This window comes from Paenibacillus barengoltzii G22, from assembly GCF_000403375.2.
GTDB classification, from domain to species: domain Bacteria; phylum Bacillota; class Bacilli; order Paenibacillales; family Paenibacillaceae; genus Fontibacillus; species Fontibacillus barengoltzii.
On sequence record NZ_KE159652.1, the window covers coordinates 702,334 to 718,026 of the forward strand.

15 protein-coding genes are annotated in these 15,693 nt (G+C 53.9%); 10 read left to right on the forward strand and 5 right to left on the reverse strand.

Features of this window, described 5'->3' with window-relative positions; genetic code table 11:
• Positions 1–95: 95 nt before the first annotated feature.
• Entirely contained in the window at positions 96–1,694 is a 1,599-nt protein-coding gene (locus C812_RS03345; protein WP_016311273.1) for a catalase, read from the reverse strand.
• Between the two features lie 363 nt (positions 1,695–2,057).
• On the opposite strand from C812_RS03345, the gene C812_RS03350 reads away from it, so the two are divergent.
• Entirely contained in the window at positions 2,058–4,571 is a 2,514-nt protein-coding gene (locus C812_RS03350) for a X2-like carbohydrate binding domain-containing protein (protein WP_016311274.1), read from the forward strand.
• Positions 4,568–6,814 carry an S-layer homology domain-containing protein gene (locus C812_RS03355; protein WP_016311275.1) on the forward strand — a complete coding sequence of 749 codons (2,247 nt, stop codon included), beginning with the start codon at positions 4,568–4,570 and terminating at the stop codon, positions 6,812–6,814. The genes C812_RS03350 and C812_RS03355 overlap by 4 nt, the downstream gene beginning before the upstream one ends.
• A 52-nt stretch (positions 6,815–6,866) precedes the next feature.
• Here the strand turns inward: C812_RS03355 and C812_RS03360 are convergent, their stop codons facing one another.
• Positions 6,867–7,847: a glycoside hydrolase family 43 protein gene (locus C812_RS03360; RefSeq protein WP_016311276.1), complete on the reverse strand. Its 981-nt coding sequence runs from the start codon at positions 7,845–7,847 to the stop codon at positions 6,867–6,869.
• A 289-nt stretch (positions 7,848–8,136) separates the two neighbouring features.
• Here C812_RS03360 and C812_RS03365 point away from each other — a divergent pair, with 289 nt between their 5' ends.
• Positions 8,137–9,300, forward strand: a complete 1,164-nt coding sequence (locus C812_RS03365; RefSeq protein WP_157274707.1) for an oxalate decarboxylase family bicupin — start codon at positions 8,137–8,139, stop codon at positions 9,298–9,300.
• On the opposite strand, the gene C812_RS03370 is transcribed toward C812_RS03365, so the two are convergent.
• From C812_RS03370 to C812_RS03380, 3 genes are all read right to left on the reverse strand, one after another.
• Positions 9,285–9,674, reverse strand: a complete 390-nt coding sequence (locus C812_RS03370; RefSeq protein ID WP_016311278.1) for a hypothetical protein — start codon at positions 9,672–9,674, stop codon at positions 9,285–9,287. The two genes, C812_RS03365 and C812_RS03370, sit on opposite strands and share 16 nt — an antisense overlap.
• Before the next feature lie 3 nt (positions 9,675–9,677).
• Complete coding sequence (locus C812_RS03375) at positions 9,678–10,277, reverse strand: ImmA/IrrE family metallo-endopeptidase (RefSeq protein ID WP_016311279.1); 600 nt, start codon at positions 10,275–10,277, stop codon at positions 9,678–9,680.
• 121 nt (positions 10,278–10,398) lie between these two features.
• Positions 10,399–10,755: a helix-turn-helix domain-containing protein gene (locus C812_RS03380; RefSeq protein WP_016311280.1), complete on the reverse strand. Its 357-nt coding sequence runs from the start codon at positions 10,753–10,755 to the stop codon at positions 10,399–10,401.
• Between the two features lie 296 nt (positions 10,756–11,051).
• Between C812_RS03380 and C812_RS03385 the strand changes: the two genes are divergently transcribed.
• The 7 genes from C812_RS03385 (at position 11,052) to C812_RS22920 (ending at position 15,503) form a co-directional block, all read left to right on the forward strand.
• Complete coding sequence (locus C812_RS03385) at positions 11,052–11,543, forward strand: ArpU family phage packaging/lysis transcriptional regulator (RefSeq protein ID WP_016311281.1); 492 nt, start codon at positions 11,052–11,054, stop codon at positions 11,541–11,543.
• Between the two features lie 252 nt (positions 11,544–11,795).
• On the forward strand, positions 11,796–12,416 hold the full coding sequence (locus tag C812_RS03390; protein WP_016311282.1) for a hypothetical protein: 621 nt from the start codon (positions 11,796–11,798) through the stop codon (positions 12,414–12,416).
• 6 nt (positions 12,417–12,422) lie between these two features.
• Positions 12,423–12,647 (forward strand): YqzN/YkzM domain-containing protein, encoded by a 225-nt coding sequence (locus C812_RS22190; protein WP_016311283.1) that lies wholly within the window; start codon positions 12,423–12,425, stop codon positions 12,645–12,647.
• A 2-nt stretch (positions 12,648–12,649) separates the two neighbouring features.
• On the forward strand, positions 12,650–14,107 hold the full coding sequence (locus tag C812_RS03400) for a phage tail sheath family protein (RefSeq protein ID WP_016311284.1): 1,458 nt from the start codon (positions 12,650–12,652) through the stop codon (positions 14,105–14,107).
• Positions 14,108–14,139: 32 nt separating this feature from the next.
• Entirely contained in the window at positions 14,140–14,556 is a 417-nt protein-coding gene (locus C812_RS03405; protein ID WP_016311285.1) for a phage tail tube protein, read from the forward strand.
• A gap of 321 nt (positions 14,557–14,877) precedes the next feature.
• Positions 14,878–15,363, forward strand: coding sequence for a phage tail assembly chaperone (locus tag C812_RS03410; RefSeq protein ID WP_016311286.1), 486 nt, complete (start codon positions 14,878–14,880; stop codon positions 15,361–15,363).
• Between the two features lie 14 nt (positions 15,364–15,377).
• On the forward strand, positions 15,378–15,503 hold the full coding sequence (locus C812_RS22920) for a hypothetical protein (RefSeq protein ID WP_260071006.1): 126 nt from the start codon (positions 15,378–15,380) through the stop codon (positions 15,501–15,503).
• Positions 15,504–15,693: the final 190 nt, after the last annotated feature.

A 15,693-nucleotide genomic window follows, 5' to 3' on the forward strand; every position in this document is an offset into this window, starting at 1 on the left:
GGAGACCTTTACGCCGCTGCGGCTGGATTTGCTGGGCTGCGGCGAGTCATAAAGAAACCTGCGATTGCCCACAAGGCCCTCGCAGGTTTTGTTCATTAATACCGATCGGACTCGTGCCCCATCCCTTTGGCTTTATCCATCGCTTGATCTGCGTCCGCCGTGCTGGTATGCTTGCCTGCGGCTCCCATTTCCCGCTTGGCCGCTTCAAGCCCTTCCTTTACGCGTCTTCCATACTCTTCGTCAGCTTGGGTAAAGTAGCTGATCCACGTTTCCTGTATTTTAGGACTGCACACCTTCAGATTGTTCACCAAATTGGAAATCAGCTCGTTTTTCTCCACATCATCAAACTTGCGGTAGGTATCGCCGGCTTGAGCGAAATCGTTGGTGCGTTCGATCTTCCGTCGAACCAGATTGGCGTCGTAATGCGGCTCATGGTCTTTGCCTCGTTTGTCCGCTTCTTTCAGGCCTTCTTTCGTTGACGGTTCATAATCGACATGCGGGTTCGTGCCCGGATTGTGGACGACCCGATAGTCCATTTGCCCGCCGCGTTGGTTCGTGGCAACCTTCGTTTTTGGCGCATTGATGGGAAGTTGCAAATAGTTTGTCCCCACGCGGTAACGCTGCGTATCCGAGTAAGAGAAGGTCCGCCCTTGCAGCAGCTTGTCATCGGAGAAATCCAGCCCGTCCACCAGCACGCCGGTCCCAAACGCCGCTTGCTCCACCTCGGCAAAATAATTCTCCGGATTGCGATTCAGCACCATTTTGCCAACCGGCAGAAACGGGAATTTCTCGGGATCCCACAGCTTGGTGGGGTCCAGCGGATCGAAGTCCAGCTCCGGATGATCGTCATCGCTCATGATCTGTACGCACAGCTCCCACTCCGGATAATCACCGCGCTCGATCGCCTCATACAAATCTTGTGTGGCATGGTTATAGTTGGTCTTCTGGATCTCGTCGGCCTCGTGCTGCAGCAGGTTTTTGATCCCTTGCTTCGGCTCCCAATGGTATTTGACCAGTACGGCTTCTCCATCTTTATTGACCCATTTATACGTGTTGACCCCTGAACCCTGCATCTGACGGTAGTTTGCCGGGATGCCCCAAGGCGAGAACAGGAAAGTCACCATATGCGTCGACTCCGGCGTTTGCGACAGGAAGTCGAACATTCGCTCCGGGTCCGGCAGCTTGCTGACTGGATCAGGCTTGAAGGAATGCACCATATCTGGGAACTTCAATGGATCACGGATAAAAAAGATCTTCAGGTTGTTACCCACCAAATCCCAGTTGCCATCCTCCGTATAAAATTTCACCGCAAATCCGCGCGGATCGCGGAGCGTTTCGGGGGATTCCCCGCCGCCGATCACGGTCGAGAAGCGGACGAACACCGGCGTCCGTTTTCCGGCCTCCTGAAACAGCTTGGCCCGGGTATATTTCGCAATCGGCTCGTCCCCGACTTTGCCGTAAGCTTCAAAATAACCATGAGCCCCGGCCCCCCGCGCGTGTACCACTCGTTCCGGAATACGTTCCCGGTCGAAATGGGAAATTTTTTCGAGGAAATGATAGTTCTCCAGAGTGGTTGGCCCCCGGCTCCCTACGGTTCGGACGTTCTGATTGTCCGTGATGGGGTGACCCTGACGGTCCGTTAAAATATGTCTGGCTTCTGTTGATTCGTAGTTTGTTCCAGCTTGGCTATCCACAACATGACCTCCAATGATTGATATGGGGATAGCGTGTACCGTGAATGGAGTAAATATACATTTAATGGAAATGTAGGGAACTATATATGGGGAATTGTCCCTTGCCCGAAAAAATGGTTGCTAAGATCCGCTGGATGCTCCATCGAAATCAGGAGGAAGTGTACGCCAAACGAAGAGATGTACCTAGGCGAAGCCGGCACGTTCATGAGATCATTTCATCGGACAGATATGTAAGCGCTACCAAGATAATTTAATCGCAGAAAGGGGGAGGGCACCGAACTTCAATGAATCACAGAATCACAGAATCATTGAACCACCAACCGTCCAACAGGGACCACAATATCTACCAAAGGAGATGAATTGATGATCCGTTTGCTGCAAAAGACGTTGGTTTGCTGGTTAGCGGCGGCGCTGACCCTCGTGCCCTTTGCTTATTTTGGCACGGAGAGCAAGGTGGCCCATGCCGCCGATAACGGCCTGGCATTGAAGCCTTATATGGGTTGGAGCAGCTACAGCCTGCAGGTGTACGACGGGCCGGAGGGGAATTGGACCTCGGAAGCGAAGCTGAAGATGATCTCCGATGCCATGCGCGAGAAGCTGCAAGCTCACGGGTACGAATACATCAACATCGACGCAGGCTGGAACGGCAGCATGGACGAATACGGCCGGCCGCTTCCAAGTGAAACGTTGTATCCTAACGGTTTTGAGAAATTGGTGGACTATATCCATAATAATGGACAGAAGGTCGGGATCTATTTGATTCCCGGTTTGTCCAAAGAAGCTTACGAGAAGAACCTGCCGATTTACGGCACGGAATACCATACGCAGGACATCGCCGCTCAGCCGCTTCGACCAGCGGACTATTGGGATATTGATTACAAAATCGACTTCTCCAAGCCGGGGGCGCAGGAATATGTGGACTCCATCGCGGATCTGATCGCCTCCTGGGGCGTTGACTTCGTGAAGTTCGACAGCGTGACTCCCGGGTCTGGCCATAACGACCTATCGATCGACGCGCGGGATGACGTAAAGGCCTGGTCGATGGCGTTGTCCAAGCACGGAATATGGCTGGAACTGTCCTGGGCGCTGGACCACAACTACGTAGACTTCTGGAAAAAATACGCCAATGGCTGGCGCGTCAATTGGGATGTGGAGGCGTATGACCGCAACATTGGGATGACCCAATGGTCGAACATCGCCCGGTTGTTCCCGGATGCTGCCTTGTGGTGGCGTGACGCTGGCCCCGGCGGTTGGAACGATTTCGACTCGCTTAACATTGGGAACGGGCAGACGTCCGGCTTGACCCGAGACGAGCGGCAGACCGCGGCAACGCTGTGGGCGATTGCCTGTGCGCAATTTTACACCGGCGACGATTTAACTAACCTGGACAGCTATGGTATGGAGCTGTTGACGAATGATGAGGTGATCGCCGTCAACCAAGCCGGCCGCCCGGCACATCCCGTATCGATGGCAACCAATCAACAGGTGTGGTACGCCAATAATGGGGATGGCACATACACGGTGGCTTTGTTTAATCTGGGCACCAAAGGCGCATCCATGAATGTAAAGTGGAGCGACATCGGTTTGGACGGCGCTGCTTCGGTCCGCGATTTGTGGGCCCATAAGGAGCTTGGCGATGATGCAACCGGAATGACCAACATTTATTTGGAGCCGCATGCTTCGCGTTTGTTCAAGGTTACAGCCAAGAACGGAACCTCCAAAGTGAATGATGACGACACAGGCGTGAAATATACCGGAAGCTGGACGCGCAACGGCGGTAAAGAGCTGGTACAGGATGCCCAAGATTTGAACGTCCTGATTATGGAGTCTTCCGATGCAACGAATCCAATTGCGCCAGAAGTGAGCAACTTGGTGGAAAGCTTAGAGCAAGCGGCGCCCGAGTCCGTCGTTGAGACGGGAGAGCATTGGGTGATCTATAATGACAATCACCCGTCGGTGACCTACGATACTTACGGCACCGGGGGCAGCTGGGGTTACAGTTCAGGCAGAAATCCCGATTGGAACGATTATCAAGGGGATGTCCATTACGGGGAAAAAGGAGAGGTAGGTTTTGAATTCCCGTTTAGGGGCACTGGCATTGATTTTCTGACCGAAACTGCAGATTCTGGCGGGGAAATTGACATCTATCTCGACGGCGAATTCCGAGAGACGGTTAACGCCAATGCTTCCGTTCAACAGGGGCAGGTTCCCATTTACAGCGTGCGAAATCTGCCGTTTGGCGAGCATACCCTCTCCGGTATAAAAAAGGGCGGAACCTACCTGATCGTTGATGGGTTTAAGGTTTATGCGGACAGCTTAATTGGTTCGACAACGGCTGATTTTGAAACAACGAATCCACAGGATGTGACCGTATCGTTGCCGCTGGGAGGAGACACGTTGACGAGCATCGCGGCAGGTTCAACAGCGCTGGCGCGGAATACCGATTATGTGATCTCCGGGGACGATGTTACGATCAAGAAAGAGTTTTTGCTCCAGCAACTGCCGGGGACGCTGAGCTTGACGTTTCATTTCGCCGGCGGAGATATGCAGACGTTCAACGTCGATATCACCGGGCCTGCGATCGTCAACAGCACGATCTCGCCGACAACGGCGGAGTTTGATCAGAAACCGTCGGCGCAAGCGGACGTGACGACTGCGATGACGCTAAACGGAAATACGCTGGTTCGTATCGCCAACGGGGAGGAAGATTTGACCGAAGGGGCGGACTACACCATCGAAGGGGATACGGTCCGCATTCATTCCTCGTATTTAGCAGCCCAGCCTACAGGAACCATCGAGCTGACGTTCCATTTTAGCGCAGGTCTGAACAAACGCTTACGATTCAAATCGTGGATATGTCAGGCCGGTTCCTTATGATCAATAACGATGACCCCGGCATTCGTTACACGGGGTCCTGGAATCGCAACGGTGGTCGGAACTTTGGGGATTACATGGATGATGTGCATTTTGCCGAGACCAACGGTGATTTTCTGGAGTATACGTTTAAGGGCACCGGAATCCAGTACATCACTGAAATCGATCCGTCCCAGGGAGAGGTGGATGTGTATCTGGATGGCGCATTTGTAGGTACCGTGGATACCCATGCCGACGTTAGACAGGCGATGCAAGCTGTCTACAGTGTATCCGGATTGTCCAACAGCCTGCATACGATCAAGCTGGTGAAGAAATCAGGCCGATTTATGCTATTGGATGCGTTCAGGGTGCAAATTCCTGACCTGATAAACCGCACCGAAGCGACTTTTGATAAAACGCTGTCCGCTCAGGAGGACATCCAAGTAGAAGTGCTTAGCGGCATCGAAAATCTCAGCAGCATCCAAAACGGTGAGACGCCGTTGGTTGAGGGCACAGACTACACCGTAGAGGGGAACCAGGTGACGATCAAGAAGGAATACCTCGCCGCTCAACCGGCGGGAAGCTTGAAGCTGACGTTCCACATCAAGGGAGATTACTACGATGACGTGCATTCCACCGAGATGAATGGCGATTTCTTCGAGTATACGTTTAAGGGCACCGGCATCGATTTGCGAATGCCTGCTGGCCCGGCTCAAGGGGAAATGGAGGTGTACATCGACGGACAGCTGAAAGCGACGGTAGACGCCTATGCCGAGACCCGCAGCGCTCAGCAACCGTTGTTCAGCATCGCCAACCTGCCGGCTGGTGAACATACAATCAAAGTGGTGAAAAAATCCGGCGAGCTGATGCTGGTCGATCAGCTGATCTTCCACGTCGCTTCGGGTTCGACGCCGCCAACAACGCCAACCAATCCGACGAACCCGCCTTCGTCTCCATCTGGACCGTCAACGCCGCCTAGCCGTCCAGTGGAACCGGAAATTATCCGCGATCCATCCAGTCCTATCCCGGTCGACATCGTTCGGACGACCGCAGCTGATGGCTCGAAGCAGGATGAAATCAAGTTGACGGCCGATGCTAAGCTTCGGGAAGCGATTAACAAATTGGAGGAAGAAGGCGCCGCTTCGCTGAGTCTGATGATCCCGGATGCGAAGGATGAAGTGAGCACCATCAAGCTTTCGCTTGCCCGCGACGTCATTTCCTTGCTCACGGGGCGTGGACTTGACTTGCAATTTCGAACCGTAAACGGGGAGATCACGATTCCGGCAGCTTCCTTGCAGGGGGCAAGCAGTGATGTGACGATGACGATCCAGCCGGTAAAAGCAGCCGCCCAAACCAAGGAAATCGAAGGGCGCGCGAACCAGGCTGAGGTTGTGCTTACGGCTACAGGAGGTAATGAAGTTACAATTATCGGCCGCCCGGTTCAAATCGAGACGAATTTGCAAAACCGGGAGGTCGAGCTTGTTCTGCCGTTAACGGGGATGGCAGATGAAGTAGACCTGATTAAACTCGGGGTGTACGTCGAGCATTCCGACGGAACAACGGAGTTCCTGACGGGAGAAATTGTTCCGTTAGCGAGCGGCAAAGGGCTGAAATTCACCGTCGATCATTTCAGCATCTTCGCTCTAGTGAAGTCGGACTCAGCGTTAACCTCTATGCATAAGGCCTATATCAGCGGTTATCCCGGTGGTTTGTTTAAACCGGAGAACCCGATCACTCGCGCGGAGATGGCCGCCATGTTAGTCAAGTCGATGGAAATGAAGGAAACGGGCCAGACGATTCGCTTCAGCGATGTTCCGGCAGGTCATTGGGCCGCTGAGGCGATTGCCAAAGCGTCCAGAATGGGCTTGATGCAAGGCTATGCCGATGGCAGCTTCAAGCCAGAACAGCCTGTCACACGGGCGGAAATTACGGCAATCGCCGTGAAGTTGATGAAGTCGGCTGCAGGGCAGCAAGGCGCAGGCTTCTCGGACACCGCCGGTCATTGGGCGGAGCAGGCGATCCGAGCGGCCCAGGCGGCGGGTATCGTCAGCGGATATGCTGACGGCTCGTTCCGGCCAATGGCTTTGGTCACACGGGCCGAGGCTGTGACGGTGTTGAACCGCGCATTGGAGCGGGGACCGCTGTTTGGCGGAGCCGACGTACTTCCGGTGTGGCGTGACGTTCCGCAGTCGCATTGGGCATTTTATGAGATTGCGGAAGCATCGACAGAGCACACCGCGATGCCGAGAGCAGCTGAAATAAAATAAAAGAGGAGCGCCACCCGGCTTGCTTCAGCCGATGGGCGCTCCTTCTTTGTGCTTATTTATATGGATCGATGGTTTGAATGGTACCATCCGGATTGTAATGCAGCTCAGTATATTTAACGCTGCGTTTGTGGTTCACACCGCCGGACAGCGAGCTGTCATGGTAGAACAGGTACCATTTATCTTGGAATTGCACGATCGAATGGTGAGTGGTCCAGCCGATGACTGGCTCCAGGATTTTACCTTTAAATACGAATGGACCTTGCGGGTTCTTACTGATCGCATAAACCAGCGTATGGGTCGTTCCGGTGGAGTAGGACAAGTAGTAATACCCGTTGTACTTGTGCACCCATGGCCCTTCGAAATAACGGCGCTCCTCATCTTTGGCTAACAGCGGATTGCCATCCTCATCCACAATCGAGATTTCCTGCGGTTCGGATTTGAAGGTCAGCATATCGTCGCTCAGCTCGGCGAAGCGTGGTCCAAGCGCCGGTGCATCTGGTGCCGGGCCTTCTGCGTCCGGCTTGAAGGTGCCGGTTTGCCATTTCTCCAGTTGGCCGCCCCAAAGTCCGCCGAAATACATGTAGGCACGATTGTCGTCATCCACGAGAACAGCCGGATCAATGCTGAAGCTGCCTGGAATATAGTTTTCTTCCGCCTTGAAAGGCCCGGCAGGCGAAGAGCTGGTCGCTACGCCGATACGGAAGATGCCATCTTTGTCCCGCGCAGGGAAGTAGAGATAGTAAGTATTGTTCTTATAAGCCGCATCCGGAGCCCACATTTGCTTGCTGGCCCATGGGACGTCGCGCACATGCAGGACTTCACCGTGATCGACGCATGGAGAGTTGAAGTCGTCCAGCGACAGGACATGGTAGTCCTCCATGGCGTATTGGTCACCGTTGTCGTTGTCTGGACCGTCATGATCGATGTCATGGGATGGATAAATATAGATCTTGCCTTCATACACATGGGCAGATGGGTCTGCCGTATAAATGTGAGTTACAAGTGGTTCATTCGGACGTACAGGTTTTTCCACAAGGATTCCCCTTTACCTAGTTAGTTTGTTGACTAAACTTACTAACTTTAATTATACAGAAGCTTAGGCAACTATCAAGCACTTAACGTTATTTTCTCCGAAATCGTCGATTTTTATGGGAAAAGTGGAAATGAATCACTACATATTTTTGCTCATGCGGGAATAGGTTCACTGTGTAAATAGGTTTTGGTAAAAATTAGAAACAACTTGTCCAGATAAGGAGTGATGGTGAATGTCGGATCATTTGGATTCATCTGATTCCAGGCAGCCGGAGAATCAAGGCGGCGCGATGTCGTCGATCCCTCAGCCGATACGGGCTGACGGCGCCGGGGCTACCGATACAGGCCCGCGCGACGTCATGCGGGATCGCGAGAATCCCGATATGCTGGTTCCTCCAGTGACCGATAACGGATTGATTCCGAATTTGAAGTTTTCTTTTTCGGATACGCATATGCAGTTGAACCATGGGGGATGGTCCCGGGAAATTACGGTTCGGGAGCTGCCCATCGCCACGACGCTGGCGGGGGTTAATATGCGTCTGACGCCGGGGGGAGTGCGGGAATTGCATTGGCACCAGCAGGCGGAATGGTCGTTTATGATTTCGGGCAGTGCCCGGATTACGGCGGTGGATCAGGACGGGAGGAACTTTATCGCCGATGTGGGCGTGGGGGATTTGTGGTATTTTCCACCGGGGATTCCCCATTCGATTCAAGGACTGGAGGAAGGCTGTGAGTTTCTGCTTGTGTTCGATGACGGGAATTTCTCTGACCTCAATACGTTGACGATCTCCGACTGGTTTGCCCATACGCCCAAAGAGGTGCTTGCTGCGAATTTTGGCGTGCCTGAAAAAGCGTTCGACCATATCCCAAAAGAGCAGGTGTATATTTATCAGGACCGTGTTCCGGGGCCGATCGACACGCAAAGGATTGAATCGCCGTACGGCGAAATTCCTCTCAGCTTCAAGCACAGCCTGCTGGCCCAAGAGCCGATTCGAACGCCGGGCGGGACGGTACGGATCGCGGATTCGCGGAACTTCCCCATTTCCAAGACGATTGCGGCTGCCCTTGTGGAAATTAAGCCTGGTGCAATGCGAGAGCTGCATTGGCACCCCAACAATGATGAATGGCAATATTATTTGTCCGGAAAAGGACGGATGACCGTATTTGCCGGTAACGGCGCCGCCCGTACCTTTAATGTCAGAGCAGGGGATGTAGGGTATGTGCCGTTTGCCTATGGCCACTATATCCAGAATACCGGCGACCGCAGCATCTGGTTCTTGGAGATGTTCCGCAGTGACCGGTTTGCGGATGTGTCGCTCAATCAATGGATGGCGCTGACGCCGCATCAGCTGGTGGAGAGCAATCTAAATGTCGGGCCGCTGCTGATGGATGCCCTGCGCAAGCAAAAGTGGCCGGTCGTCAAATATGACCATCCCAATCAACCGATGACATAACCTAGAATTTCTTCGACGTCGTCCATCTGCAACACCAGGCGCTGGATGTCCGAGGGATCGCCGCAGCGGGCAGCAATTTGCGGCAGGCGGATGCCCAGCAGCTGTTGTGATGGATGGGAGGGCGATGTGTCCGGTGCGCCAGTTGAGATTTGATCTGATGGCTCCTGTTCCAGCTTAGGTCGAACGAGGTCTTCCAGCAGGACAGATACGCAGGGCAGGTCGCCAAAATCCTCGGGAGCAAACGGCTCAAACGGTCCCAAAACCGGGATATACAGCGTCTCCGACCAATCCACATCCCCCGGCTGGAGATCCACAATTAACTGCAGCGGACGGATTGAGTCCGTATAATAATCGCAATATGCCGCAACCCGCATTCTTTACCGCCCTCCTCGACTTCCGATTTGTCGTTCCAGCTGGGACAGTACCCGCCGGGTTTCTGACGACCAGCTCTGCTCCGCTTCGCGCTGGCGGCGGGTTGCCTCCTGGGCTGCTGCGATGAGGCTGCCGTGCAGCACCCGCCGTTGGATTTGGTCCAGCCGCTGCTCCGCCAGCTCCGGGGGAACCTGGAACTGCTCGGCAATGTAAGCCACCGCTTCACTGCGATGATCCGGCACCGGCAGCTTGGCGAACATATAGAAAGGAATGGCGGCATACAGCACAAACTGCTCAGCTTCGGTCTCTTGGGCATGCATGAACAGCTCGGTCATCCGCCGCTGATCTCCAGCATGGCGCAGCACATGGCAAAGTTCATGGAAGAAGACGACCCGGGTCTGATCCGCCTGCATCATTTTGTTCAGGAAAATCACATTCTCCTCATTGTCCGAAAAGGACGGGTGATTCCCGTAGACTAACCCGATCCCGAAGGCTTCGGCGATGCGGTCGATGTCGAGATCGGCGGGGGACGAGATCCCGTGATTCAGATATTTGGTATTCATCCATTGCTCCAGATGAGTCTCGCGATAATAGGCGTACAACATTCACGTCACCTCTTGGATAAGAATGTATGTTCGGTCTATAGTCCGAAATAAGGGCCCTTAGGATCAGGGCCGTTGTAGTTGTCTTGTTGACTTTATATGTAACTCGTTATCTTCGAATAATTTAGCCTTTCGTTTCGTCTCCGTCCAGCAGCTTCTTCTTCTGCTCCCGATATGCTTTCAGAGCTGCCTCCATCATGGCGATTTCATCCGCCGTATACGCTTCAGGTCCTCCGAAAAAAGACAAGCTCATGCCTTTCCCCACTGCTGAAGACGGGTCGTTGGTCCGGCCTAGTAAATAATCGGCACTGGTATCCAGAGCGTCAACGATTTTACGCAGCACCTCCGGATCCGGCTTGCGGTCGTTGGTCTCATACCGAGACAGCTGCACGACCGAAATTTCGGCTTGGGAGGCGAGGTCTTTTTGCGTGAGCTGACGTAGTTCACGAAGATATTTGATTCGTTCGCCTAGCGTTTGCATGGTTACTCCTCTTCCTAACCGTTTCATTTAGTGTAGCACAAGTTGCCAAATTGGTAAAGAGAAGGTGGTCAGAATGGAATTTATTTATATTACCAAATCGGTAATCTAGTGGCTTGACATTACCAAAACGGCAACATATAATCAGGTTGCGGTTACCAAATTGGTAAAAAAGAGGAGGTTGAAGAACGTTTGTTCGAAATTTACAAGCGGTTTAAGACTTGGACAAGCGAATGGATTTGTCGGAGGGAAATGATATCACTTGCCAAAATGGCAATAAAATATAGGAGGGATATCTGATGGGGAGAAGACGCATTCATGTGTATCATGCTTTATTTGATTCATTGCCGGTGGATGAAGCGGCAACCCGGGCTGCGGTGGAAAAGTGGCTGGAAGAAGTCAGACGGTACCGGCAAGTCGGATGGATTCGTAAGGAAGCGTTCATCACAGCACGATATGAGCCGCAGTATCATGGTGCGACCCATGTTGTAAGTCAACCAACGGAACGAATTGCGATCGGGAACGTGGATAAGGAGGCGGAGCTGATTCGCAAATCCGAGCTGCTGGACCTTGCGATGGAGAGGTTATCGGAGGAGCAGCGAGAGGTGATTCGACGCAGTTATTTGGATCAGAAAGGCGAGTACGATTTTATCAGCTGCGGTGAGATGGGCATTAGTGACCGGACCTACCGCCGCATCAAAGCCAGTGCGATCCGCCTTCTAGCAGCGGCGCTGAAGCTGGAGGTCTATAAAAAAGAAGAAACGCAAACGGCAAAACATGGGGTCGGCTGATAGCCGGCTTTTTTTGTGTGGTTATAGGAAAATTAGGCGTTGTCCGATACCTGTCCGGTGGGTGTCCGTCAACTGTCCGTTCGCTTGGTTATCCCCGTGTTACATTGGTAGCGTGGAAGATCAGGTTAAGGCGAACCGAATCGATGATATCACGAAGAAAACCGCTGAGCAGGTCAGCGGTTTTTTGCTTTGGAAAGGAGGGGCCGAGATGCGAAATCAGAACAAGACACCGCCGCATTCATCTGAACCTGAATGGGTGCAGCCGATACGTTGCCAAGGATGCATCTGGGGGCGGTTCGAGGGGACCAAGCAGTTTTGCAGTATGCCGCGCTGTATCCACGGCGATTCCACGCTGGAAAGGAGGTGATTGCCATAGCAGAAGAAGAGATGACTTTAGCTCCGGAACCAGTGCCGATCACAAGTGATCCTTGGTTGACAGAGTTAGCGAACTGGACGTCAGCGGTGCTGGGCTCCAAATGGCAGGTTTACTGCGGAATGTGGCCGCCGGATGTGGCCGCTCCAGCCGTGATGTGGCAGATGATCGGCATGGACGTGCGGGCACTGGGTCCGTCGTCCTATGAGATCCAAAAGCGGATGACGGCTTTTCTGCTGGCGGAAGATACCGAACGGGAACATGCTGCGGTCCTGCGGCTGCTGGAAGGGCTGGGATCGGCGGTGAAAATCCCGCTGGACACCGCGGCTAAGCGATATCTGCGAGTTGTGGATCCGAAGCTGAGCTTGCAGCCCGAGGAACACGCGGAAGGAGCGGCGTTACAAGGGCCGCTGACCGTCACGTTGCTTCAGCGGACGACAAGGCCGGTGGTGGAAGCGCCGCTGATGCAGGCTGTTTTTTATCAATCCAAAATGAGGTGAACTGGCGTGGCAAGAAGAAAATCAAGGAGCTCGGAAAGCGCATCGGCTTTAGCTGCAGCGGAGGGGGCTGCTAGTTATCGCATGGAGGAACTGATGGCATGCTCCGAGACGGTGCTTGGCGTAAAACCGGAAATTGTGGCCGGGGCGATGTTGGGCATAGAAAGCAAATTACTTCAAATTGGCGAGGCGAAACGGCTCGTTGATCAATTTTTGAGAAAGAAGGTGCTGTAATTATGGCAGGAGGTACATGGAATGTAACGGATCAACCGGTTTTGCCCGGGTTGTATATGAATTTTGTCAGCGCGGCGGGGAACGCCATTCAGGCAGGGGCGCGCGGTGTTGTGGTTGCGCCGGTGAAGGCCCATTGGGGACCGGTTGGACAATTTGTGGAAGTTGGCAGTGAAGCGGCGATCCGGGAGTTGTTTCAGGAGGACGAATCGGAGGGCGCGACGGCGTATAGTACGCTCTATCTCGCTTTGCTGGGCGGTCCGAAAAAACTGCTGGCCTACCGTCTAGCCGGTGCTTCCGCAACGGAGGCGTCGGTAACACTCCAGGATGAGTCGGGTAACGCCGTGCTGCGGGTGAAAGCAAAGTATCCCGGCAAGCGCGGAAACGGCTTCATCGCTTCGGTTGAACCGAGTCTTTCGCTTCCCGGCAGCAAGGAGTTGAAGCTCTATGAAGGTACGGCTTTGTTGCGCACGTTCCCGTTGGGGGACGGTTCGACGTTGCAAGCCGCTGCAGCGGTCAACGGTGATCCGGCCAACGCATGGATCGTTGCTGAAGCGCTGGAAGACGGCACGTTGGCGGACGTCTCCGGGGCGGCCTTGACCGGCGGGGACAGTGGCATCGCAGATCTTACGAACGCCGAGTACGCTTCAGCTCTGTCTGCGTTTGAGACGCAGGACTTCCATGTGCTAACGCTGGACGGCGTGTCGGATTCGGCTTTGCGGACCAGCGTTGCCGCTTGGGTGAAGCGCGTGCGCAGTGAAGGTAAAGGCGTCATCGCTGTGTTGGGCGGATCCGCCGCCGACGATACGGCTGCCGACGCCGTGAGTAAAGCGGTGGCACGCAGCGCCGCTATCGACCATGAGGGCGTCGTCAACGTCGGCACCGGCGCGGTGCTGAACGGCCGGGCGTATTCGTCGGCGCAGGTCGCCGCCTGGGTTGCCGGCTTGATCGCCGGCCAGCCGCTGAAGGCATCGACGACATACGCGGCCTCGCCGTTCGGCGACGTGACGCGGCGCTGGACGCGCTCCGAGCAGGAGCAGGCGGTGCAAGGCGGCGTGTTCCTGCTCGTGCACGACGGCCGCCGGGTGAAGGCGCTGCGCGGCGTGAACAGCCTAGTGACGCTCCGTGAGGGGCAGAACAAAGGCTGGAAGAAGATTCGCAAGATTCGCGTCATGGACCAAATTAATGCGGATCTGCAGCGGACCGCCGAGGATGCCTATATCGGCAAGGTGAACAACACCGAGGAGGGCCGCTTGGCGCTGATCGGCGCAGGGAAGCAGTATTTGCAAACGTTGGCCGCTGAGAACGTGATCGAGGCGACTGGGTTTGATGTGACGCTGGATCCGCGGTTTTATGGCAACGCGCCGCAATTCACGCCGGAGGATGATCAGGTGTTCCTGGCTTGGACGGCGGATGATACCGATGTGATGGAGCAAATTTTCGGCACGTTTTATGTGCAATAATTTTATTTTCTAATTGGAGGAGGAGCTAACTGATGGCACAATTTCTTGATCCCGGCCGCGTGATTATGGGGACGTTTGGCCAGATTTTTATCGAAGGGGTATGGCAGTCGAACTTGAACCACCTGGAAGCCAGCGTTGAAGCAGAGAAGAAGGAACTGAATCTCGTGGGCACCGATTATACGGTGTACAAGCTGGGGCGCAAAAAAGGCACCGGCACGATGAGCGGCTACAAGGTCACATCGGATATGATCGCGCGCGGCTTTCAGAGATTTTCGATCATTCATAAGCTGGACGATCCGGAAGCCTACGGCTTCGAACGCATCCAACTGAACAATTGCATGGTCGATAAAATCGTCCTGGCTAACTGGACCGCCGGCGAAGAAGTAACGGAGGAAACGCCTTTTACGTTCGAATCGTACGAGTTGTTGGATCCGATCGTGGCGTCTTAAAGGGCCGTTTGGCCGTATGGGTGGCGTATACGGGACTTGAACTCGCAGCGGCCCAGTTGACTTGAACTTAGCGGACATTTTGGGCGTTATTCCCGTTTATATTCGCATAATGGGTGAATTAGCGGACTTTTTTGGCTCTATTTTGCGATTGGATGTCGTTGGACGCCGGGTTTGCGCTGATTTCGTGTAAATAAGGCCATGGAATGGTCTTATTTTTCGTTAGAGCTTGATTTTGTGTGGGAATAACGCCCATTTGTACCGCTATTGCTGCTCAAAAGACACATTTGATTTTTGGAAGATCATCTGAAGGAGGAAGCGAGCATGAGTGAATATTCAGCTTTGGATCCGGTTCGCGAACAGGAGATTTTGGACGGGCTTTTTGAGACGGTGTCGAATTTACCGGAGGAGACCGTATTTATCGGGCGCTTGGGATTGCGCGTGACGCTGCGCGGCCTGACGTCCAGCAAAGTGGATGCGATTCGCGAACGTTGCACGGTGCGCAAGACGACCAAAGGGCAGGTGACCGAGAAGATCGACAGCGAGTTGTTTAACGCGGCGTTGATCAAGGAAGCCACCTCGATGCTGGAAGTGGTGAAAAAAGCCAACAACGGTGAAGACCAGAGCGGGAAGGCGCAAAGCGTGAAGCTGAGCGGTTGGGACGATTCGCGCCTGACCAGCCGGCTGAAGTTGTCCGGCGGGGAAGAGGCGATCCGCCGTCTGCTCCTGGCCGGGGAGCTCGACGCCGTTGGTGATAAGGTGCTGGAGATTTCCGGGTTTGGGGTCGACATCGAAGACGTAAAAAACTAATCGGCTCCGGCGGCATGACGACGCTGCTGTTCCATATGTGGACGCGGCATCATCTTCGCCCCGGGGAATATTGGTCACTCCCGAAGGGGGAGCGCCTGCTGCTGCGGGCATTTTCCGAACGGGAGTTGGAGATGTTGTGAGGTGCTGGACCACGAGCGTTTAGGAGGGTGAGAGATTAGCTGTAAAAAGTACCGTTATTTTGCTGCATTTATCGGTTTTTGGGCGATTAACTGGAATTCTTACCGTTAATTTGATGGATTTTAGCCCTACTCGGGAAAATCGGGCGAAATAACCGTAGGATTTCCAGTTAGTTTGCGTGGAAGCTGGATT